Raw genomic sequence first — 21209 nt, 5'->3', positions numbered from 1 at the left:
GGGCACAGCCGACCCGGAAGGGAGATCCCAGCATGGCGCACGATCGAGCCGGACGGCCCGCACGCCCGAGCGACCTGGTGGACGTCCCCGGTCTGGTGACCGCCTACTACACCCGTATCCCGGATCCCGCCGAGCCGGCGCAGCTGGTGGCGTTCGGCACCTCGGGCCATCGCGGGTCCAGCCTGGACACCACCTTCAACGAGGCGCACATCCTCGCCATCACCCAGGCCATCGTGGAATACCGCGCCACCCGCGGGATCACCGGTCCGGTCTATCTGGCTCGCGATACGCACGCCCTGTCCGAGCCGGCCTGGACCACGGTGCTCGAGGTGCTCGCCGCCAACGGTGTCACGGCGATGATCGATTCGCGCGACCGCTACACCCCGACGCCTGCTCTCAGTCATGCCGTGCTGCGCCACAATCGCGGCGGCACCAAGCATCAGGCCGACGGCATCGTCGTCACGCCCTCGCACAACCCGCCGCGCGACGGCGGCATCAAGTACAACCCGCCGCACGGCGGTCCCGCCGACACCGTCGCCACCGACGCGATCGCCGAGCGCGCCAACGAACTGCTGCGCGGCGGCCTCGCCGAGGTCGAGCGCGGCACCCTCGCGCAGGCCATGCCCACCGTCGAGCGCTACGACTATCTCGATCACTACATCGCCGATCTGCCGAGCGTGCTCAACCTCGACGCCATCCGCGGCGCGGGCATCCGGCTCGGCGCCGACCCGATGGGTGGGGCCAGCGTCGACTATTGGGAGGAGATCGGTCAGCGCTACGACCTCGAGCTCGAGGTGGTCAACCCGCTGGTCGATCCGACGTGGCGGTTCATGCCGCTGGATTCCGACGGCAAGATCCGGATGGACCCGTCCTCCCGGTTCGCGATGAACTCGCTGGTGTCGATCAAGGACGACTACGACATCTCCACCGGCAACGACGCCGACGCCGACCGCCACGGCATCGTCACTCCGGACGGCGGGCTGATGAACCCCAATCACTTCCTCGCCGTCGCCATCGAATACCTCGTGCCCAATCGGATGGGCTGGGACGCGCTCACCAAGATCGGCAAGACCGTGGTGACCTCGTCGATGATCGACCGGGTGGTGAGTGTGCTCGGCCGTGACGTGCACGAAGTGCCGGTCGGGTTCAAATGGTTCGTGCCCGGATTGTTCAGCGGCAGCCTCGCTTTCGGCGGTGAGGAGAGCGCGGGCGCCTCGCTGCTGCGGATGGACGGCAGCGTCTGGACCACCGATAAAGACGGCATCGTGCTGGCCCTGCTGGCCGCGGAGATCACCGCCGTCACCGGGCAGAGCCCGTCGGCGCGGTACGTGGAACTCGAGCGCCGCTACGGCAGCCCCGCCTACGCCCGCGTCGACGCACCCGCCACCGCCGAGCAGAAGAAGCTGCTGGCCGAACTGGCCCCCGAGCAGGTGAGTGCCTCCGAGATCGCCGGCGAACCGATCACCGCGGTGCTCACTCGCGCGCGCGGCAACGGCGCGCCGCTGGGTGGGTTGAAGGTCACCACCGAGAACGCGTGGTTCGCGGCACGCCCCTCGGGCACCGAGGACAAGTACAAGATCTACGCCGAGTCGTTCCACGGTCCCGAGCATCTCGAGCAGGTGCAAGCGGCCGCCGAGGAACTGGTGGGGCAAGCTCTATCGGGTGACCGCTAGTTCGAAAGCTCTACCCCGCGAGATCTGGGTCCTGGTCGGGGCCGCGTTCGTCATCGCCATCGGATTCGGCCTCGTCTCGCCCGTGCTGCCGCAGTACGCGCGAAGCTTCGGCGTCGGTTTCGCGGCGGCCTCGGCGATCGTCAGCGCGTTCGCCCTGATGCGGCTGCTGTTCGCGCCGATGAGCGGACGGCTGGTGCAGAAGCTCGGCGAGCGCTGGGTCTACACCAGCGGTCTGCTCATCGTCGCGGTGTCGACCGGCGCCAGCGCCTTCGCGCAGACCTACTGGCAGCTGCTGGTGCTGCGTTCGGCCGGTGGTATCGGCTCGACCATGTTCACGGTGTCATCGCTGGCCCTGCTGATCCGGATGTCGCCCTCGGACCAGCGTGGCCGCATTTCCGGTCTGTGGTCGACCAGCTTCCTCATCGGCTCGCTGGCCGGGCCCTTGATCGGTGGTCTGCTGGCCGAGTTCGGGCTGCGCGCGCCGTTTTTGATCTATGCGATCGCGTTGCTCATCGCCTGTGCCGTTGTGTACTTCAACCTGCGCAATTCGCATCTGGCCGCGCCGGAGACCGCGGAGACCGCGCCGGCGAGCATGAGTTTCCGCGACGGGCTCGCGCGGTCGGAATACCGGGCGGTGCTGTGGTCCAACTTCGCCAACGGTGCCGCCGTGTTCGGTGTGCGTATGGCGCTGGTGCCGCTGCTGGTGGTCGAGGTGCTGGAACAGCCTGCAGGCATGGCGGGGGTGGCGTTGACGGTGTTCGCGGCGGGTAATGCCGTGGTGCTGTTCTTCTCCGGCCAGCTCTCCGACCGCTTCGGCCGCAAACCGTTCCTCATCATCGGCACCACCGTCTGCGCGATCGGCACGGCCGGCCTCGGTGTGGCGCCCGACGTGCTCTGGCTGCTGGTGTCGTCGTTCGTCGCCGGACTCGGTTCCGGCATGTTCACCCCGGCGCAGCAGGCCGCCGTCGCCGACATCATCGGCCCCAAGGTGCGCGGTGGGCCGGTGCTTGCCGGGTTCCAGATGTCGGCCGATCTGGGCGCGGTGCTCGGCCCGATCGTGGTCGGTTTCATCGCCGAGCGGTTGAACTTCGGAGTGGGCCTGGCCGTCACCGGTGGGTTGTTGGCCGTCGCCGCGGTGGCCTGGCTGGTGGTGCCCGAGCCGATGCGGCGCGGCGAGGTGCGGGTGGAGAAACGCATCGAGACCGTCGACGAGGAAGCCGATCAACTCGCGGCGCCCTGCACCTGTGACGGCGGGCCGGGCGGGCGAGTGGCGGCGAACTCCGTCGAGCAGGTCGTGCACGCCGACAGTGAGGCGAAGGGCAGGCGATAGAACTCGCCTGTGCGGCGGGTGCGGCAGCCGCCGGCCCGGACTCGAGGCAAAGTGGTTCGGGTGAGCACTTCGCCGTCGAACTACACGCCCCGGCCGATGTCCAGCAAGACCACCTATGCGCTGGGCGCCGTCGCGCTGGTCCTCATCGGGCTGCTCGTCTTCCTCGCCTACCGCTGGATGGACGATGAGGCCGAGATCCGCAACGACGGCTACGGCACCGTCCGTGACGCCGCGGTAGTGACCGCGGTCCAGCCCGACGGCGCTATCGTGCTCGGCCGCCCCGGCGTGACCAAGATCATCGACGTCTTCGAGGACCCGCTGTGCCCCGGCTGCGGTGCGCTCGAGCACATCTTCGGCCAGGAAATCGCCCAGAAGCTCGACGAAGGCAAACTCGCCATCCGGTACCGCTTCGTCAACTTCCTCGACGACAAATCCGGCAGCGGCGACTACTCCACCCGCGCCATCGCGGCCCTGCAATGCGTCGCCGCCGACGGCTCCGGCCCCACCTACGCCGCGTTCCACGACGCCCTGTTCACCACCCGCCAGCCCAAAGAAGGCGGCTCTGACCTCAGCAATGACGATCTGGCCGCCCTCGCCCGGGACACCGGAGCCACCCCGGCCGCCGCGGACTGCATCACCACCGGCGCCCGCCTCGACGCCGCCAAGATCAACGCCGTCACAGCCGACGCCGACCTCACCACCCTCCTCGACGACGACGCCGCCACCCCCTCGGTCTTCGACGGCACCACCAAGATCGACGTCGGCAACCAGGACTGGGTCGCCGACCTGGCCCCCTGACCAGCCGTTCAACCCCCGTATCGAGGCGATTTGGTTCCCGGTCCCCACGTGGTGTAACTTCGTTCAGGCAGCCGGGGAACACCGGCGGCACACCACTCGGGGCTATGGCGCAGCTGGTAGCGCACCACACTGGCAGTGTGGGGGTCAGGGGTTCGAGTCCCCTTAGCTCCACTCCACTCGATACAAGGCTCATGCTCATGGAGAGCGTGAGCCTTGAGTCGTTTTGTCGTGTTCATGGTGCAGCGCGTACCGCTTGTCGGACCAGTCGAGGCGGAACTCGTCGATACGCTCGACCGCGCCTCCGGCTGTCTCGTTTCCTCGAGGGAATGGGGAGGCTTCGCATACCGACCATTCGCCGGCAGATCCTGCTCACTGCCTGGCGGGACGAGCAAGCGGCGGATCGGACGGACGGGCATTTCGCGGCGCTCACCCTCGGTCGCACACGGCCGCGAAACCTGGTCCGATTCCTCCGCGAGGGCGCCCGGCTCGGCCCGTTCGAAGGGACCTGGAACCCCACCGGCCCGTACGCCGATCGCCTGGCCGCTCTCACCGGTGACATCCGGTAACTGCCGTGCTCGCGGGGTCGCACGGTCCCACCGTGGTGCAGGCCGGAGTTCGCCGCGCCGTCCGCCGGCGGGCCGTAACGAATACGGCGAGCGTCGGCGGCGCGCCTGCCGAGATCAAAGCCGCAACGATATTTCGCATTGTTCAACGGAAGATATGAATTCCGCTGCCGGTCCATGAATTTTTGGCTGCTATGGGGTAGCGGGCCGCGAATGCAGTCCGATCCGGTTCGGCGAAATCGGTTCAGTCGCAATTGCCCATGTTCACCGAGCGTGGCAACAGCCCATTCGGATCAGAGCCGCGCGTGGTGGATTATGAAGCGGATCACGACGTCTCGTCTCGGATGGTGGGGAGCCGGGTGTGCTGGTAGTTTTCCGAAACGTCGGACGAAACGAATCGCTGTGGATTCGCTCCGAAATCCATTCGCATTCTTGCCGCCTACTCCATTTCGGAATGGCGGCCCACACCACTCTGCCCGGTGTCGATTTCTCGGTGCGCAATTCGCCGCGGGAATCGGCGCGCTACACCCTGTTGGAGCTGTCATGACCATCGTCGGCGCACCGCCGCCCGGAAACCCGCGGACCGTTCCGCGTGCTCTCGCCAGGGACCGCGCCCTCCTGACCGGATACTTCGCCGGGCTCGGCGTCGTCACCGCAGTGTGGGGGACCCGGATCCCCGCCGTGCAGGACGCGGCGGGACTCGACACCGCGGGTCTGGCGGCGGTGCTGCTCGCCGCGGCCATCGGGATGATCGCCGGCCTGCGGGTCGGCGGGCGGCTCGCCGGGCGGTACGGGCTGCCGGCTCTGTTGACCGGCGGCGGCCTGGGTTTCGCGATGAGTCTGGCGCTACTCGGAACATGCGGCAACGTTGTGGCGGCCGGTGCCGCGGCGCTGGTCTTCGGTACCGCGCACGGGGTGCTGGATGTCGCGGCCAATGCCGCTGCTGTCGACCTCGAGCGGGCGTGTCGGCGCCCGATCATGTCGGGCCTGCACGCGGCCTACAGTCTAGGCGCGCTGGGCGGAGCCTCCATCGCCGTCGCCACGGCGCACATGTCACACACCTATCTCTTCCTCGGTATCGCCGCCGTCGCGATCGTGACGACCGTGACGGCCGCGCCGATCACCCGCGAGCTCGGCGGTCGGATACCCGACGGCGATGCGGAACCGGAGAGCACACAGTCCCCGGCCGCTCGGATCTGGCTGCTCGGCGCGCTGGCGGCCGCATGCCTGCTCGGCGAAGGTGCTGCCGCCGATTGGTCGGCTGTGCACCTGACCGATCTCGGTGCCTCACCGGCGCTCGGTGCCGCGGCCTTCGCCGGGTACAGCGCGGCCATGGCCGCGGGCCGTCTCGTCGGCGACCGGCTGACCGCCAATTTCGGGGGACCGAAAGTCGTTCGCGCCGGGGCGTTCCTGGCCGCTGCCGGACTACTCGCCGGCGCGATATCCGCCGAGATCGCGGTCGCGCTGGCCGGTTGGGCGCTGTTCGGTCTCGGCCTGTCGGTCACCATTCCGTCGCTGTTCAGCGCGGCAGGGGCGGGTGGTCCGCGCGCAGTGGCGACGGTGGCGGTGACCGGTTACCTGGGTTTGCTCGCCGGCCCTGCCGCTATCGGTGCCCTGGCGACCGCGACGACCCTGCCCTTCGCCCTCCTGCTGCCCGCGGCCCTCGCCGTGGCCGTGGCTTTCCTGTCCCCACGAGTCCTGGAGAACCGATGACCATCGAACCCCTGCACCAGACCGCGGAACTCGACGCGGTGATCTTCGACTACAACGGTGTGATCGGCCTGCAACCCACCCCGGCCATGTGGGGCGAGCTCGCCGAGCTTGCCGATCGGGCGGACGATCTCGCACGTTTCCAGAGCGCGTTCTGGGATGCCCGCGAACCCTACGATTCCGGCACCCTCGACGACGCCGACTTCTGGACCGCCGTCCTCGGCCACCGCCCGGACCCGGTCCGGCTCGCCCGGCTCCGCGCCGTCGACGCCGCCATGTGGACCCATACCGACAACCGGGTCGTCGAGCTGCTGCACCGCATCGAGCGTGCGGGACTGCCGATGGTGTTGCTGTCCAACGCACCTCATCCGGTGAGCGAAGCTCTCGACGCCGCCGACTGGCGCACGGTGATGGCCGATGCCCTCTATTCGTGCCGCCTTGGGATGAACAAACCCCACCCCGATACCTACCGAAAGGCGCTCGCCGCCACCGGTGCCGCAGATCCCGGGGCGGTCCTGTTCATCGACGACCGCGCCGACAACTGCGCGGCCGCCGCCGAGGTGGGCCTGCGGACGCTTCACTACACGGGTTCGCCGACGCAGATCGAAGACCGTATCCGCGCGGTGATCGCCACCGTCTGAGGACCGGCACCGGCGGAGCACGGCATGTGCTCGCGTTCACGGGCCGAGGTATAGCCGTCCGGCGGATGCATCCGGCCGTGCTCGAGTTCGGACCGATCATTGTGGCCGGTCCGGCAGCCGTCTGCGCAGGCCGAAACGAGCGGCCAAGCCGCTGACGGCCAGATGAAAGATCGTCCTGCCGCCCCGGACGGGCGAGTCCTTCTCGGTGGCAACCCAGATCTGGAAGTTCTTCGGGCTGAACGGGATCGAAATGTGCTCGTGTGTGATCGACCATCGACCGTCCGAGCGCCGCAGGCAGACGGTTTCTCGCACCCAGATCGACAGCTCGATGCCGCCCTTGTGCTTACCCGAGTCCAGGTGGAGCATATTCGCGAATGCGACATCACGGTCCGCGACGATGGACAGGTCATGGGTTTCCAGGCCGACAGGACCGTCATAGCCGTCGAACCATCGCACGAAATTGCGGCGCACCTCATCGGTTCCGGTGAACCGCAGCGGTGCGACGGCATCGTAGTAGACAATGTCGGGCGAATAGAACGACATCAGCCGATCGATGTCCTTCGCGCGCTGTGCCTCGGTCCGGCTCGCCAGCAGCGCCCGGATCTCCCGCTCATTCGACGTCATCATGTCTCCGTTCGAGTTTCCGTCCGCGATCGCCATTCCTGGCGACCGACGCATGGCTTCAGCACTCCGACGACGCGGTCCGGTCGAATGTGAGGCGCCCTCGTGGTCGCTCCGGTCGTGCGGAGTGTCCGGCGGTGGTCCGAGCGCCGTTCGTCATGACCGGAACTGCTCTTACAGCGAGCATGGTCGGGCGCGCGACGACGATCGCGCTGCTGCCCGGCCCGCTCTCCTACGGCTGCGGTGGGAACAATCGGCCGATTCCACTGCTCGGCTCTCCGGACCGCCCGGCGCCCATGCGGGCTGGACGACCCCGGTCGCGCCCACCGACCGGGATTATGCTGACCGAATGCTGGTGGGACGGGACGTCGAGCAGGTCGGCATCCGTGACCTGCTGGCCGATGCGATGGCGGGGCACGGCCGTGCGCTGGCTATCCGCGGGGAGGCGGGCATCGGGAAGTCCGCGCTGCTCCGGTACGCCGGTGAAGCGGCCGAGGGCATGCGGGTACTGCGTGGTGTCGGTGTCGAATCCGAGGCCGAATTGGGGTTCGGGGTGCTGCATATGCTGCTGAACCCCTTCACCGATCGGATCGACCGGCTGCCCGGACCGCAGGCGGTGGCCCTGCGCGCGGCGTTCGGCCAGGCGGAGGCGGCCGAGGTCAACCGCTTCCTGGTCGGCGCCGCGACATTGACGTTGCTCGCGGAGTTGGCCGCCGAGACGCCGACGCTGCTGCTCGTGGACGACGCCCAGTGGGTCGATCAGAGCTCCATCGACGCACTGCTGTTCGCCGCCCGGCGTTTCGGCGAGGACGCCGGGCGATGATCCTCGGGGTGCGTGACACCGCGGTGTCCTTCCCGACTCCTGGCATCGCGAGCATGCGCTTGACCGGTCTGCCCCAGGCCGCAGCCGCCGAACTGCTCGATCGATACACGCCGGGCCTCACCGTGCCTGGCCGCGAGCGGGTGCTGGCGGAATCGGCCGGTAATCCGCTGGCTCTGCAGGAACTGGGTAGTGCCCGCCGCGCCGCGGAAGCCAGCGGGCGATTGGATCCAGGCCATGAAGTCGGCCCGCTGGCCGCCACCTCACGGGTGCAGGAGAGCTTCCGCGCGCAGATCGCCGACCTTCCCGAGGGCACCCGCACTCTGCTGTTGATCGCGGCGGCCGACAGCGGCACCGATATCGGCACGGTGCTCGGCGTCGCCGCCGGCTTCGGATTGTCGGGTGTGGATCTGGAGCCGGCCGAGCGCGCCGGACTGGTGAGCGTGGACAGCGATCGCCTGGAGTTCCGGCATCCACTCATCCGCGCCGCCGTCTACCGGAACGCGCCGCACCATCAGCGGATCGCCGTGCACGAGCGGTTCGCGGTGGCGCTGACCGCGCCCGCAGACGCCGACCGCCGCGCCTGGCACCTCGCGGCGGCCACCACGAAGCCCGATGAGAGCGTGGCCGCTGTGCTCGAGCAGACCGCGCGCCGGCAGCAGGCGCGGGGCGGTGCCATGGCGGTCTCGGCGGCCTACGACCGCGCCGGGCGGCTGAGCGTGGATCCGGAGCGCAAGGCCAATCGCATACTGCTGGCCGCGCGCGCCGCCTACGATGCGGGCAAACCGGACCGCGCGACCCGGCTGGCCGCCGAAGCCGCCGCGCTCACCGACGACCTCGGAATCATCGCGGACGCAACGCATATCAGAGCCCAGGTCGAATACGAGCGCACCTCGCCCGCCGCGGATGCCGAACTCAGCCTGCGGGCCGCCGAACTGATCGCGGACGTCGATCCCGAACGCGCGGAGTTCTTCCTGGCCGAAGCGCTCTGCTGCGCGCGTGACGCGGCCGACCGTGCCCTCCTGCTTCGGGGCACCGAGCTGTTGAATTCCCTTCGACTTCCGGATGATTCGCCGCTGCGCCCGCACGCGGCCGCCCAGATCGCCTGGGCGGACCTGCTCGGCGGTGCGGCCGCGGCAGCCGTCGAGGTGATGGCCGCGCAAGTCGCTGCCGCGCAGGGCGATACGGTCGATGATCTGCACAAGGTGGTCGCCGCGTTCAGCGCGTTGATACTGGCCGACGACGCGGCAGCGGCCGCCGTGATGGACGAGATGATCGCGGGCGCGCGTGCGATCGGTGAGCTGCACTGGGTGCCGTACGGGCTCGAAGTGGCCGCGCTCGCGCAGATGTTCTCCGGGGCTTTCGGTGAAGCCAAATCGGCGGTCGCCGAGGGGATCGCGCTCAGCGCGGAGATCGGCATGCCGATCGAGGCGGGCGCACTGCGGGCGATCGAGGTGTGGCTGGCGGCGGTGAGCGGAGAGGAGTGTCGGGCGTTGGCCGGGGAGATCCGGGCGAGTTTGTCCGCGACCCATCGCACACATGCGGCGCTCGCCGAATGGGGAGTCGCCATCGTGGATCTGGCCGCGGGCGACTTCGAGGCCGCGCTCGACCGGCTCGACAGCGTGTGCTCCGGGCCAGCCGCATACGACTTCCTGATTCGCGCGGTACCCGACCACGTCGAGGCGGCCGTGCGTGCTGGTCGTCGCGAGCGGGCCTGCGATCACCTCGCCGGCTTCGAACAGTGGGCCGAGTGCGTCGGAACCGCCTTGCCGTCGGCGCTGCGATCGCGCTGCCGCGCATTACTGGCGACCGGCGACGACGCTGGTGACCTCTACGCGACGGCGCTGACACAGCACCACAAGCACGGCGGTCCCTACGATCGCGCGCGAACCCAGTTGGTCTACGGCGAGTGGCTGCGCCGCCGCCGCAGACGCTCCGAGGCGCGCGCTCAACTGGCCGAGGCGCTCGACACGTTCGACCAGCTCGGCGCCCGGGCTTGGCTGGCGCGGGTGAACGCCGAACTCGCCGCACTCGGCGACCCACCGACCGCGCCGCGGCGCACCGATCCGCTCGCCCAGCTGACGCCGCAGGAAACGCAGGTGGTGCGCCTGGCCGCCGCCGGATACAGCAACAAGGAAATCGGTGCCCGGCTCTTTCTCAGCCCGCGCACCATCGGCCATCACCTGTACAAGGCCTACCCGAAGCTGGGAATCACCCGCCGAGCTGATCTCGCACAGTTCCGGCTGTAGGCCCGGGCGCCCGGTTACCCATTCGGCCCCGTACACCGCCGCCACACACCAGTCGATCGACCGATGCGGCCGGTCGTACTGTCGACATAGCGTCGCTCGCGTCAGGTTGTCACCGCACACGGAAATGAGACGCACATGCTCCTCGACAACAAAACCGCCGTCATCTATGGCGCGGCCGGCGCCATCGGTTCTGCCATTGCCGCGAGCTTTGCGGCCGAAGGCGCCAACTGCTTCCTGGTCGGCCGCACGGCCGCCACCTTGGATGCCGTGGCCGACAAGATCCGGGCCGACGGCGGCCGCGCGGAAACCGCCGTGGTCGACGTGTTGGACGGGTCCGCCGTCGACGATCACGCCGCCGCCGTTGTCGAAAAGGCTGGCAGCCTGGACATTTCGGTGAATGTGATCTCCCAGGACGCATTGTTCGGCCCGCTCGCCGACCTCCAGGTGGAGGCCTTCGCGAACTCGATCTCCCGGCTGCTCACCTCCCAGCTGAACACCACGAAGGCCGCCGCCAGGCACATGGTCACCCAGGAATCCGGGGTCATTCTCTTCTTCGGCGGTTCCGACTACGCCAGCAAGATGCCCGGACTCGGCAACGTCCAGATCGGCAGCGACACCATCGAGGCGCTGCGCCGGCAGTGGGCCTGCGAACTCGGCCAGCACAACGTCCGCGTGCTCACGCTGCGCACCGGTGGCATCCCCGAAACCCTGCCCGACATCCCGCAAACCGAACCTGCCAAGCAGTCCATGATCGACGCCACTCTGCTCAAACGTGCCGCCACCCGCACCGACGTCGGCCACGTCGCCGCCTTCGCCGCCTCCGACCGAGCCCGCTCGATCACCGACACTCAGATCGACATCTCCTGCGGCGCCTACGCGAACTGAGCGGGGGATCAGGGCCTCGAAGCACACAGGGGGCGTCGCCTGCAGGTTTCTACGGCGCGCCCCCCTCGGAGATGCAAACGAACCCTTGGGCACTGAAGAGTCGTGCTGGGTGCTCCATAGTGTCTGTTGCTATATAGCATGCCGCGCTATACTGGGTGTATGTCGGATCGGCGTGAAGTTCTTCGTGAGGTGATGCTCGAAACGGGCACCACTCAGTCCGAGTTGGCGCGTGTGAGCGGCATCCGTCAACCCAGCATCAGCCAATTCCTTTCCGGCACGGTGAACATGAGCGACGAACAACTCTCCAGGCTGTTGTCCTGCATGGGGTATTGCCTGGAGATCGTCCGGCGACCGATCACGCCTGAACTCACGCGTTCCGAACACCGGTCATGGCGGCTACACCGACAGCTTTCGACTCACCTGAACCGGTCGACCCTTCAAGCGTGGCGTCCGCGGATCGAACGCAACCTGCAGCGGTTGCGTGACGGAGTCTCCGGGCAGCCTCACACCCGCAATATCGACCGCTGGGAGTCACTGATCGAACGCGGCGATGTGCCCGGTCTCCATCGCGTCCTCACCGGATTGGATCGCGACTCCATCGAGATGCGCGAGGTCTCTCCGATGGGTGGATTGCTGCCGCAGGATGAGCGCGCCGAGTTGCTGCGTGCCGGCTGATGCGCCGCCGCCAGTTGGAGCACGCCATCCGGACCGCGTGCCAGATCATCGGCAAGCCCGAGGTGATCGTCGTGGGTTCCCAGTCGATCCTCGGAACCTACCGCGAGGAGGAACTCCCCGCGGACGCGACGATGTCCATGGAGATCGACATCCTCCCGATCGCCGATGACAATGTCGAGACGGCGCGTCTCGCCGACCTCATCGAAGGCGTCGCCGGTGAGTTCTCACCTTTCGAGGAACTCCATGGATTCAGCATCGACGGCGTCGATCTGGAGACCTCCGCTCTCCCGGCCGGGTGGCGGAACCGGCTGGTCAAAGTCCGTAACGTCAATACGGCGGCCCCGTCCGGCCAGCCGCAGTTCACTGGCTGGTGCCTCGACAAAGAGGACTTGTGCGTAGCGAAACTGTGCGCCCTACGTGAGAAGGATCAGAACTTCGTCACTGCGCTGTTGCAGGCAGGCCTAGTGGATTCGAGGGTGATCGCGGAACGCCTGCCGTCGGTCCCGCAGCGGTACCGGTCAGGAGCCGAGCGCGCGCTCGAGTGGCTGTCCTCCCGGGCGTAGGTCTGCGCGACCGGCCTCGTGTACCGAAAGGGTTATCGGGCCTCGGACTGCTCCGGAACGTTGCGGACGTCAGTTCGATCCACGCTGGCGCTCTTGCGCACCGATCTCACACCCCGGCGCTATTCGACGTCATACCAGGGGATTACATAGGACGAGAAAAGGGCGCATAGCTTCGGAGTAACGACATCGCCGCGCCGCAGGGCCCGCTACGGGCCGGGCGCCGACCGACATCCGACGGTCGGCCGTGCATCGCGCGGGTTGGATCCCCGACTCCGAGGAAGCTCTATGACCACACCTACCTTGTCCCCTCCACGGCCGGCGCGGCGCGGCGTCGCCGGCGGTGACTACGCCCCACTGCTTCGCCGGGTCAGCGAGGCGGGCCTGATGGACCGGCGGCCGGTGTACTACGCGGTCCGGCTCGGTCTCGTCGGGTTCGCCTTCCTCGCCGGCTGGGCGGCATTCGCCCTGGTCGGTGATTCGTGGTGGACGCTGCTGGTGGCGGCGTTCATGGCGGTGACCTTCGCTCAAGTCGCTCTGGTCATGCACGATGTCGCGCACCGGCAGGTCTTCCGGCTGCGTCGCCCGACGGAAATCGTCGGCCGAGTCGTCGGCAATGCCGGAATCGGGTTGGGTTACGGCTGGTGGCAGGACAAACACACGCGCCACCACGCCAACCCGAATCACGAGGAACTCGACCCCGATGTAGCGCCCGACATTCTCGTCTGGTCGCAACAGCAGGCGAAGGCCAGCCGAGGGCTGCCGCGCCTCATCGGTAAGGCGCAGGCGTACCTGTTCTTCCCGCTGCTGCTGCTGGAAGGACTGAACCTGCACGTCGCGGGCGTGCGCGCGCTCAGAAACCGATCGGTCAAACACCGTGTCCTCGAGGGCGCGCTGCTGTTCGGCCACTTCGCCGTCTACCTGACGGCCCTGTTCGTCGTCCTGCCCGTGGACAAGGCCTTCGCGTTCTTCGTCGTCCACCAGGCGCTGTTCGGGGTGTACATGGGCTGCATCTTCGCGCCGAACCACAAGGGCATGCCGACCTTGACCGGCGACGAACGCCCCGACTACCTGCGGCGTCAGGTACTGACCTCCCGAAACGTCAAGGGCGGCACGCTGACCGATATCGCGCTCGGCGGTCTGAACTATCAGATCGAGCACCACTTGTTCCCCAGCATGCCGACCCCGAACCTGCGCCACGCCCAGGCCATCGTGCGCGATTACTGCGCGGAAATCGGTGTGCCATACCACGAGACGGGGTTGATCGCTTCCTACCGTGAGGCGCTGAGGCACATGCATCACGTCGGCGCGCCGCTGCGGGGCGGTCGGAAGGGCGGCCCCGCCGGTCTCCGAGTCGGATGAAACAGGGGCCAGTACTGCGGGCTCAACGCTTCAATGCTCTCGTGCTGTCTGATGACCGCCGAAATCGACGCCCTGGACCGACCCTCAGATCGAGTAACGCTTGTTCCCGGTCCGCCGGGATCGGCGGTGTTCGATCCTGATCACCGCTGTTCGGCCTGGCGGGCGCGTAGGGCGCGAAGCTTGTGCCGGTTGCCGCAGCGTTCCATGGCGCACCAACGGCGGGCGCCGGGGCGGGAGGTGTCCACGAAAACCAGGGGGCAGTTGTCTCCCGCGCATTCGCGGATTCGTCCCGCGAGCGGGCCGGTCAGTAGTTCGATCATTTCGCGGGCGAGCGTCGACAGTGCCTGTGTGGCTCGCACCGGAGCCGCCCATTCGGCACTGGCACCGTCCGTGGCCAGCGCGGGCGTCAGCGGCGTCGCGGCCGCGGCGCGGTTGATCGTTTCGACCGCGCTCGCGGGGAGTGGTCGGCCGTCCGCGCGGGCATGGGCGGCCTCCCAGATCGCTTGTCGCAGGGACTTCGCCGCGGTCAGCTCGCGGGCGGTCACGGGAGCTGTCGGGAGCGCGAACAGGGGCGGCGCTGCCAACCATTCGGCGAGGTCGTCGGGCTCGTGGAGGCTTTCGAACTTCGCGTATTCGCCCTCACCGCCGGTATGGGCGAAGTCCAGGCAGACGGCGCCGGCGTCGAACCGGAACGACCCGCCCTTGGGGTCGCGCAGCACCCGTCCGGTTGCATTCGCTCGCATGAACCCACTATAACTGGTGTCGTACCGAAACCGCTTTAACAGGTTTCGACGATCGAGGAGGAAACTCATGGCCGTACGGCACATCAACCCCGAGGGCCTGCATCGCAGCCCGGCCTTCAGCCAGGCCGTCGTGGTGGAACAGCTCACGAAGACGATCTATATCGGCGGCCAGAACGGCGTAGACGCCGATGGCAAGGTTGTCGGCTCCACGGTCGGCGAGCAGTCCCGGCAGGCCTTCCGCAACTTGATCGCCATCCTGGACAGTGAGGGAGCGAGCCTGGCGAACATCGTGCACTGGCGAATCGCCGTGGTGGACGGTCACACGTTCGACGAGGGCGTGGCCGCCTTTCAAGAAGTATGGAACCGGGCGGACCCGCCGCCGGCCATCACCGTCCACGTGGTGGCCGGCCTGAACCCGGGGTGCCTTGTCGAGATCGATGCCGTGGCCGTGGTGTAAACGCCTGCGGGCGAAGTGTTTCGACGGCCACGCCGCAGGCCCGTCTCCAGCTGCGTCAGCCGAGTCGAGCGGTGACGCCGCTGACCGCCGGGTGGACGTGCGTAATCGACTATCGCCCTCGGTCGACTCGGCAATCGATCGAGCACCACTCGTTCGTGAGCTGCTGTGACCGGAAGCAACCACTCCGGATTTCGGCGTTGCCGACTGCCTCGCGGCGCCACCGATGAGTTTGTGGTTCCCGATCGGTCAGAGCTGGTGACACCGTAGAAAGGACACCACCATGTCGGAGCTTCTCGTCGACTTCATCACCTCCCTCGACGGCTACGCCTCGGGCCAGGGATGGCCCGGTTTCTGGGGCCTCGAGGGCCCCGAATACCTCGCGTGGCTCGGCGAGCAGCCCAAGGTCACATACCTGATGGGAGCGAACACCTACCGCCTGATGTCGGGCTTCGCCGCCGGTCAGGTCCCGGACGGCCAAGACGAATTCAGGCCCGAAGAAGAGGCCTCCGTCGACGAGCTCACCCAAGCGCCCAAGGTGGTATTCTCCTCCACCCTCGAGGAGCCACTGACCTGGGCCAACTCCACACTGGTGCGCGACGACGCCGTCGAGGCGGTCCGCGCCATGAAGGCGAACGGCTCGGGCATCCTCAGCACGATCGGCAGCCTGAGCCTGAGCCGTTCCCTGCTTCGAGCCGGACTCGTCGACCGCTTCCGCGTCGTGATGTTCCCGGTCATCACCGGCGCCACGGGCGAAGAACGCATCTACGACGGCTATCCGGACGTCGCCCTCGAGATGACCGACCACCGCACCTTCGACGGCCGCACCCAGCTGGTCGAATACAAGCCCCGCGTGCTCGAGCACCCGCCACTCGGCGGGCCCGCGTGAGGTCGACCTGGATCGCTGTCGGGTCGGCGGGGCGCGGAGCAAGCTACCGGTCGCCGCACTGTGCCCCGCCCGCCCACACCGGGAACAGGCCCACCGCGACCGGCGTTGTCGTCGCTTATGACCAGCGAGTTCGAGCCGTCCCGTCGCGAACTGTTACGTGACTTCCTGCGCACCAGACGCGCCCGCCTGAGTCCCCAGGATGCCGGGATCATCGCGTCCGGCAGGCGGCGCACACCCGGGCTGCGCCGGGAGGAGGTCGCGGTGCTCGCCGGGGTCGGGGTGTCCTGGTACACCTGGTTGGAGCAGGGGCGCGAGATCACGGTCTCCGCCGACGTGCTCGACGCGGTCGCCCGGGCGCTGCAGCTGAGCGAACCCGAACGCGCGCACCTCTACCTGTTGGCCGGGTCGAACCCACCGCCGGTGGACTGTGCGCCCCGCTCGGCGGTGCCACCGGAGATTCGGCAGTTGGTCGACGGGTGGGAGGGCCGGCCCGCCGTACTCCGCGATCGATACTGGAATGTGCGGGCGTTCAACGACACCGCGCGGGCGGTCTTCGACTACCGCGATGGCGACCACAACTGCCTGATCACCTACTTCACCAGTCCACGCTATCGCGCGATGAACGAGCTCTGGGCCGCCAACGCGGCCGCCGTGGTGGCCGCGTTCCGGGCCGACGCGGCGGTCTGCCCGGGGGATCCCGAACTCCGCCGGGTGGTGGACGAACTCGGTGCGGTGAGCCCCGAATTCGCCGAACTCTGGGCGCGGCAGGAGGTCGGTGCGCCGGAGCAGGCGGTGAACGCGCTGCGTCATCCGGATGCCGGGCCGTTGTTCTTCGACGTCACGACGTTGACAGTGGCCGACCGGGCCGAATGGCAACTGGTGCTGTACAACCCCCGCCCTGGCACACCGACTACCGAACGTCTCCGGCAGCTGCACCGGACCGCCGTGCCGATGCCCGCCTGACCTTCGCAGGGTGGTGGTGCCACACCCACCATAAACGCGCACTGTTCCCCGCGCGGGCGGCCGAGCACTGTGGAGGCATGACGCACAACAACTCTCGCTTCACAGACAAGATCGCGCTCATCACCGGTGGTTCCAGTGGTATGGGCCTCGCCACCGCCCACCGGCTCATCGCCGAGGGCGCCACGGTGATCGTGACCGGGCGTGACAAGGCGCGGCTGGATCGCGCGGTCGCCGAGCTCGGCGAGCGCGCGATCGGTATCGCCGGTAACGCCACCGCCCTGCCCGATCTCGAAGCACTCGCAGCCGAAGCCGGCGCCCGTTTCGGACGGCTGGACGTGGTATTCGCGAACTCCGGCATCGGCGCGTTCCACACCATCACGGAGGTCGACGAGACCGAGTTCTATCGTGTCCTCGACAGCAACCTCAAGGCCGCCTACTTCACAGTTCAGAAAACACTGCCCCTGCTGCCCGACGGTGCCTCGATCGTGATCAACGCATCCTTCGCCCCGTATCGCGGCGCCCCCGCCGCAGCCCTCTACACCGCCTCCAAGGCGGCCGTGCAAAGCCTGTCTCGAACCCTCGCCGCCGAGCTCACCGATCGGCGTATCCGCGTGAACTCGGTAAGCCCCGGCTACATCGACACCCCGGCCTTCCGCGCCGAAGCCGCACCAGGGCGCGAATCCGCCATAGCCACCACGGTCTCCGCCGGCCGCCTCGGCACACCGGAGGATGTGGCGGCGGCAGTGGCGTTTCTGGCTTCTGACGAAGCGGCGTATATCAACGGGCAGGATCTGCTTGTGGACGGCGGGTTGATCACCGTTTCGTCGGCAGCGATGCTTTCGGCAGCTTCGTGACCGAGTTAGACTGGGCTGCCTATGGTCTCGGGTAGACCTCGTTCATCAGGGTAGACGCGTTGATCACGCCGATCGGCACACGTAACAGTCGGCCGATGTCCTGAGCCCACCCGTGCACCAGCACGCACGACCCGACCGTGTTGAACCGTGCGATCGCGTCCATGGGCGAGGCCGAGGAGACGCCGGGGCTTCCACCAAGGTGAGTCGTACAGGGCGTGGTCCTCGGCTGTCCGCGTCGTGAGGTAGTCGACAGCGCCACCACCCGGATCGATCTCGACGATATGCGGTTTGGGTGCTTCGATGCGTCGTAATGGTCGGTCGGATGCTGCATCAGAACAGCCAGCCCCGGCCGCAGCGACGAAGTGTCAATATAGCCGGCGAGCTGCGTCTGTTCACCGCGCCTGGACCTCAGCCGAACACGACTGCAGGTGTTTCGAACGCTCCAGGGACGGACGCGAACAGCGAGGCCGCGTTCGAAAGCGCGCAGCACTCGCGCCTATTAGGGAGATACTATCGGAGCAGCGGCTCTGTGGCGGCGCGCGGCGGCACAGAGCCACCTCGGTGCAATGAACAATCTCGCCAATTTGCTTGCCACGCGTAGACAGTCCGCTGAAGCCCATGACTGGTGCCGCAAGGCCGCTGAGGCGGGTAACCCCGGGGCGATGGGTAATCTGGCCAACTTGCTTTCCGAAGAACAATTCTTGGAGGACGCCGAGCGTTGGTGGAGGTTCGCGGGAGAAGCCGGGGATGCCGACGCAATGTACAACCTAGCAGTCATGCTCGGCAGGACGCTCCGGTTCGACGATGCCATCATCTGGTATCAGCGGGCGGCGGAAGCCGACCACACCGACGCTATGCACAACATGGCGATTCGGCTGCGCCTCCGGGGGCACATCGATGACGCCGAGTCCTGGTGGCGCAGGGCGGGCACAAGCGTGCACAGTGCGCCAACGTCAAACCACGAGGCCCCGTCGCCCAGACGCAGTCCCGGTAAGAATCTGCGCGTGTACGCCTTTGTGGGTCGCGATTCCTGCTGCGGCCTCGCTGTGCTACTCATGCTTCCCGAGCGCCCTGCGCGGGATCATTCCCCCTCGGCCTGCTCTCTGCCAGTGTAAAACTGCTCTTCGCTCCAGCGATCGAAGTGGTAGGTGTGGTCGGGCGTCAACGCCAAGCCCGAGGTGAAAAGGTAGAACTCGACGTCCAGATCGTCGAGTATGTCGCCTAGCCATTCGCGCCAGTCGGCCCCACCTTCGAACTCGGGGTAGAGATCGTCCAGTATTTCGGCTTGGCTGAGGATGAGGTAAAGAGCCAATTCCTCCAGCACCGTATGCGCGATCAGGTGACCGGCAGAAAAACGCGCGCGAAGCGTACATACAGCCGCCTGCAGCGCGTAGACGAGTTCGTAGTCATAGCGGGGAACGAATTGAGGCGGAAGGTCGCCATCGAGCCACGATGTCGAGAGCTGCCCCAGATGTGCTCCTCGCGGTTCCTTCGCGAGTTCCGCTAGGTCATCGCGGATCTGGTCGCTCACGACATCGCTACCAACCGCGAAGGTCAACGCGCATTCTCGGCCGAAGTTCTCTTCCAGAACGGCAGACCACGCACGGTGATTTCGATCGACTGTGCGGAGGAAGTCGTCATCTGACTTCTGGTCGTCCTGCTCCGTTTCAGGGAGCCGGCTCCATCCCAGCGCTTTGCAGATACCCCGAACCTTGTCCGCTCGGATTGCTGCCCCGGACTCGTAGCGACTCCAGGTCTTCGTGCCGATACCGGCTTTGGCCGCGGCTTCTTCGATGCTGAGATCGAGAGCTATTCGTCGTTCCCGGATTGCTGATCCGAGCTCGAGGCTGCCGTTCTTCGTGCGTGGGGGCATCGGCTACTCCTAATGACCGGTCAGTACTCGGTACTTACTCTACACGGCGCACCGGGAGAAGAAGTGCGAATGCTCAACTGGGCACGGAGCTGAACTATAGGATTTGCTATAGTTCGGTGGTGGGTCAATGGGAGATCTACCAGACCGATGAGGTGGCCGCGTGGATGACCAATCTGCGACGTTCCGATCCCGAGGCTGCTGAGCGGGTCGAAGCAGCTGTCGATGTGCTCGCTGAATACGGGCCCACCCTGGGTCGTCCGCTGGTCGACACCCTGACAGGTTCGCGACTTGTCAACTTGAAGGAGTTACGGCCAAGACAGACGATGATCCGTGTGCTGTTCGCGTTCGACCCGTGGCGGTCGGCGATCCTTTTGACCGGCGGCGACAAGACCGGGCAGTGGAAGAGCTGGTATGAGCAGGCGATTCCTCGCGCGGAAGAGCTGTACGCGGTGTATCTGAAGGAACGGGCAGAGGAGGAGGAAGAGCGATGAGTAGCTTCTCCAAATGGGATCGTGAAGGCTATCGCCGCCGGGTGGGCGAGGAGGAGGCCGCGCGCCGACGTCGGTCGATCATGGCCGAGCAGTGGGGCTACCAGCTTGCCGAGGAGCGGAAGCGGCTGGGATTCACGCAGGCGGGTTTGGCCGAGATCATGGGCGTCAGTCCGGGGCGGGTGTCGCAGATCGAGCATGGCGAGGTCGCGACGGTCGAAGCTCTCGCCGCGTATGTTTCCGCGCTGGGGGGGAAGCTGGAGCTGCTGGCGGACATCGGTGGGCATCTACTGAAGATGCCGACCGACCCCGCAGCATGAGGTGACTGTTTCCGACAGCGGCTGCACCGTTGCACCCGAGTGCTACTGCCGGTGACCCATTCACGATGCGACGATCAGGGCCACCAGATCGTCGCCGCGATCACGAGCAGCGGTAGTCCGATCGCGATGACGAAACCGACCACTACCAGGGCGCTCATGGTGTGTCCTGCATGGAGGTCCAGCGTGGGAAGCTGAGGCGCGGTAGCACGGTTTCCACATCGCAGACGTCCAGTACGGCGTCGAGTTCGTGCGGGCCGAGGTGGTCGGGTGCCGGCAGGATCACCAGGTCGGCGCCGGCGTTGCGTGCCTGGTCGGCCACGCGTAGCACCGAGTGTTCGCCGGGCCATACGAGGTGGTAGCCGAGACGGTCGGCGAGGCGGTGTACGCGGTCGCGGTCGGTTTCGGGTGTTCGGCTGATGTCGTGGTTGATCCAGCCGAACGCGATCGAGTGGCTCATGGCGCGATATCAGCGTCGGTGGCGGGTTCCGGGACATCGCGACCGGCGCGGAGCCCGGCCGCCACTCGTTCCAATGTTGCTGTATCGGTGCAGTATTGGTCGCGCAACATCCGGACGGTCGCTTCCATTGCCCGGTTTCGCGCCGGTCGCTTGGGCAGAGGTGGTCGTTCGCGCACAGTGCCTCCTGGGTGGGGTGTCATGGCGTGCACCCGGCGCCGAGGAATTCCGTGGTCGGCGGCCTCGTAAGGTGCTGGCCGGCCTGGCGGTTCGATCCGGCGCCG

General features: G+C 67.3%; 23 protein-coding genes and 1 tRNA gene. 20 read left to right on the top strand and 4 right to left on the bottom strand.

What is annotated here, in order from left to right; genetic code table 11:
- Positions 1-32 precede the first annotated feature (32 nt).
- From pgm to AC4HOU_RS15880, 7 genes are all read left to right on the top strand, one after another.
- On the top strand, positions 33-1673 hold the full coding sequence (pgm, locus tag AC4HOU_RS15910) for a phosphoglucomutase (alpha-D-glucose-1,6-bisphosphate-dependent) (protein WP_163809721.1): 1641 nt from the start codon (positions 33-35) through the stop codon (positions 1671-1673).
- Positions 1663-3003 carry an MFS transporter gene (locus AC4HOU_RS15905; protein ID WP_490724711.1) on the top strand — a complete coding sequence of 447 codons (1341 nt, stop codon included), beginning with the start codon at positions 1663-1665 and terminating at the stop codon, positions 3001-3003. Before pgm ends, AC4HOU_RS15905 begins: the two co-directional genes overlap by 11 nt.
- 60 nt (positions 3004-3063) lie before the next feature.
- Positions 3064-3801, top strand: a complete 738-nt coding sequence (locus AC4HOU_RS15900) for a DsbA family protein (RefSeq protein ID WP_324197336.1) — start codon at positions 3064-3066, stop codon at positions 3799-3801.
- 98 nt (positions 3802-3899) lie between these two features.
- Positions 3900-3972, top strand: a tRNA-Ala gene (locus AC4HOU_RS15895).
- 155 nt (positions 3973-4127) lie between these two features.
- Positions 4128-4367 carry a hypothetical protein gene (locus tag AC4HOU_RS15890; RefSeq protein WP_280499341.1) on the top strand — a complete coding sequence of 80 codons (240 nt, stop codon included), beginning with the start codon at positions 4128-4130 and terminating at the stop codon, positions 4365-4367.
- 540 nt (positions 4368-4907) lie between these two features.
- Positions 4908-6077 (top strand): MFS transporter, encoded by a 1170-nt coding sequence (locus AC4HOU_RS15885; protein WP_490724710.1) that lies wholly within the window; start codon positions 4908-4910, stop codon positions 6075-6077.
- A complete protein-coding gene (locus AC4HOU_RS15880; RefSeq protein ID WP_490724709.1) occupies positions 6074-6715 on the top strand; it encodes an HAD family hydrolase in 642 nt (213 codons plus the stop codon). The genes AC4HOU_RS15885 and AC4HOU_RS15880 overlap by 4 nt, the downstream gene beginning before the upstream one ends.
- Positions 6716-6811: 96 nt before the next feature.
- Here AC4HOU_RS15880 and AC4HOU_RS15875 read toward each other — a convergent pair whose 3' ends face one another.
- Positions 6812-7339, bottom strand: a complete 528-nt coding sequence (locus AC4HOU_RS15875; protein WP_490724708.1) for a YybH family protein — start codon at positions 7337-7339, stop codon at positions 6812-6814.
- Between the two features lie 346 nt (positions 7340-7685).
- Here AC4HOU_RS15875 and AC4HOU_RS15870 point away from each other — a divergent pair, with 346 nt between their 5' ends.
- The 6 genes from AC4HOU_RS15870 (at position 7686) to AC4HOU_RS15845 (ending at position 13887) form a co-directional block, all read left to right on the top strand.
- A complete protein-coding gene (locus tag AC4HOU_RS15870) occupies positions 7686-8159 on the top strand; it encodes an ATP-binding protein (protein WP_490724707.1) in 474 nt (157 codons plus the stop codon).
- An 8-nt stretch (positions 8160-8167) separates the two neighbouring features.
- Positions 8168-10405: a helix-turn-helix transcriptional regulator gene (locus tag AC4HOU_RS15865; protein WP_490724706.1), complete on the top strand. Its 2238-nt coding sequence runs from the start codon at positions 8168-8170 to the stop codon at positions 10403-10405.
- Between the two features lie 135 nt (positions 10406-10540).
- Positions 10541-11290 (top strand): SDR family NAD(P)-dependent oxidoreductase, encoded by a 750-nt coding sequence (locus AC4HOU_RS15860; protein ID WP_490724705.1) that lies wholly within the window; start codon positions 10541-10543, stop codon positions 11288-11290.
- Positions 11291-11482: 192 nt separating this feature from the next.
- Positions 11483-11965: a helix-turn-helix domain-containing protein gene (locus tag AC4HOU_RS15855; RefSeq protein WP_163809975.1), complete on the top strand. Its 483-nt coding sequence runs from the start codon at positions 11483-11485 to the stop codon at positions 11963-11965.
- Positions 11965-12528, top strand: a complete 564-nt coding sequence (locus AC4HOU_RS15850) for a DUF6036 family nucleotidyltransferase (RefSeq protein WP_163809735.1) — start codon at positions 11965-11967, stop codon at positions 12526-12528. The genes AC4HOU_RS15855 and AC4HOU_RS15850 overlap by 1 nt, the downstream gene beginning before the upstream one ends.
- A 285-nt stretch (positions 12529-12813) precedes the next feature.
- Positions 12814-13887: a fatty acid desaturase family protein gene (locus AC4HOU_RS15845; RefSeq protein ID WP_490724704.1), complete on the top strand. Its 1074-nt coding sequence runs from the start codon at positions 12814-12816 to the stop codon at positions 13885-13887.
- 140 nt (positions 13888-14027) lie between these two features.
- Here the strand turns inward: AC4HOU_RS15845 and AC4HOU_RS15840 are convergent, their stop codons facing one another.
- Positions 14028-14630: a CGNR zinc finger domain-containing protein gene (locus AC4HOU_RS15840; RefSeq protein ID WP_195019831.1), complete on the bottom strand. Its 603-nt coding sequence runs from the start codon at positions 14628-14630 to the stop codon at positions 14028-14030.
- Between the two features lie 67 nt (positions 14631-14697).
- On the opposite strand from AC4HOU_RS15840, the gene AC4HOU_RS15835 reads away from it, so the two are divergent.
- The 5 genes from AC4HOU_RS15835 (at position 14698) to AC4HOU_RS15815 (ending at position 18905) form a co-directional block, all read left to right on the top strand.
- The gene (locus tag AC4HOU_RS15835; protein WP_163809739.1) at positions 14698-15087 is read left to right on the top strand and encodes a RidA family protein; all 390 of its coding nucleotides are present in this window, start codon (positions 14698-14700) and stop codon (positions 15085-15087) included.
- 280 nt (positions 15088-15367) lie between these two features.
- On the top strand, positions 15368-15973 hold the full coding sequence (locus tag AC4HOU_RS15830) for a dihydrofolate reductase family protein (protein WP_163809740.1): 606 nt from the start codon (positions 15368-15370) through the stop codon (positions 15971-15973).
- Positions 15974-16090: 117 nt separating this feature from the next.
- On the top strand, positions 16091-16936 hold the full coding sequence (locus tag AC4HOU_RS15825) for a helix-turn-helix transcriptional regulator (RefSeq protein WP_195019830.1): 846 nt from the start codon (positions 16091-16093) through the stop codon (positions 16934-16936).
- A gap of 77 nt (positions 16937-17013) precedes the next feature.
- The gene (locus AC4HOU_RS15820; RefSeq protein WP_490724703.1) at positions 17014-17790 is read left to right on the top strand and encodes a glucose 1-dehydrogenase; all 777 of its coding nucleotides are present in this window, start codon (positions 17014-17016) and stop codon (positions 17788-17790) included.
- 566 nt (positions 17791-18356) lie between these two features.
- Entirely contained in the window at positions 18357-18905 is a 549-nt protein-coding gene (locus tag AC4HOU_RS15815; RefSeq protein ID WP_490724702.1) for a tetratricopeptide repeat protein, read from the top strand.
- Here the strand turns inward: AC4HOU_RS15815 and AC4HOU_RS15810 are convergent.
- Positions 18872-19663, bottom strand: coding sequence for a helix-turn-helix domain-containing protein (locus tag AC4HOU_RS15810; RefSeq protein WP_490724701.1), 792 nt, complete (start codon positions 19661-19663; stop codon positions 18872-18874). The two genes, AC4HOU_RS15815 and AC4HOU_RS15810, sit on opposite strands and share 34 nt — an antisense overlap.
- Positions 19664-19782: 119 nt before the next feature.
- Between AC4HOU_RS15810 and AC4HOU_RS15805 the strand changes: the two genes are divergently transcribed.
- Positions 19783-20154 (top strand): type II toxin-antitoxin system RelE/ParE family toxin, encoded by a 372-nt coding sequence (locus AC4HOU_RS15805; RefSeq protein WP_490724700.1) that lies wholly within the window; start codon positions 19783-19785, stop codon positions 20152-20154.
- Positions 20151-20471 carry a helix-turn-helix domain-containing protein gene (locus tag AC4HOU_RS15800; RefSeq protein WP_033247721.1) on the top strand — a complete coding sequence of 107 codons (321 nt, stop codon included), beginning with the start codon at positions 20151-20153 and terminating at the stop codon, positions 20469-20471. Before AC4HOU_RS15805 ends, AC4HOU_RS15800 begins: the two co-directional genes overlap by 4 nt.
- A gap of 154 nt (positions 20472-20625) precedes the next feature.
- On the opposite strand, the gene AC4HOU_RS15795 is transcribed toward AC4HOU_RS15800, so the two are convergent.
- On the bottom strand, positions 20626-20928 hold the full coding sequence (locus tag AC4HOU_RS15795; protein ID WP_490724699.1) for a hypothetical protein: 303 nt from the start codon (positions 20926-20928) through the stop codon (positions 20626-20628).
- Between the last annotated feature and the right edge of the window lie 281 nt (positions 20929-21209).

This window comes from Nocardia sp. JCM 38205 (genome assembly GCF_058222935.1).
This window is presented reverse-complemented; position numbering and strand designations above follow the sequence as displayed.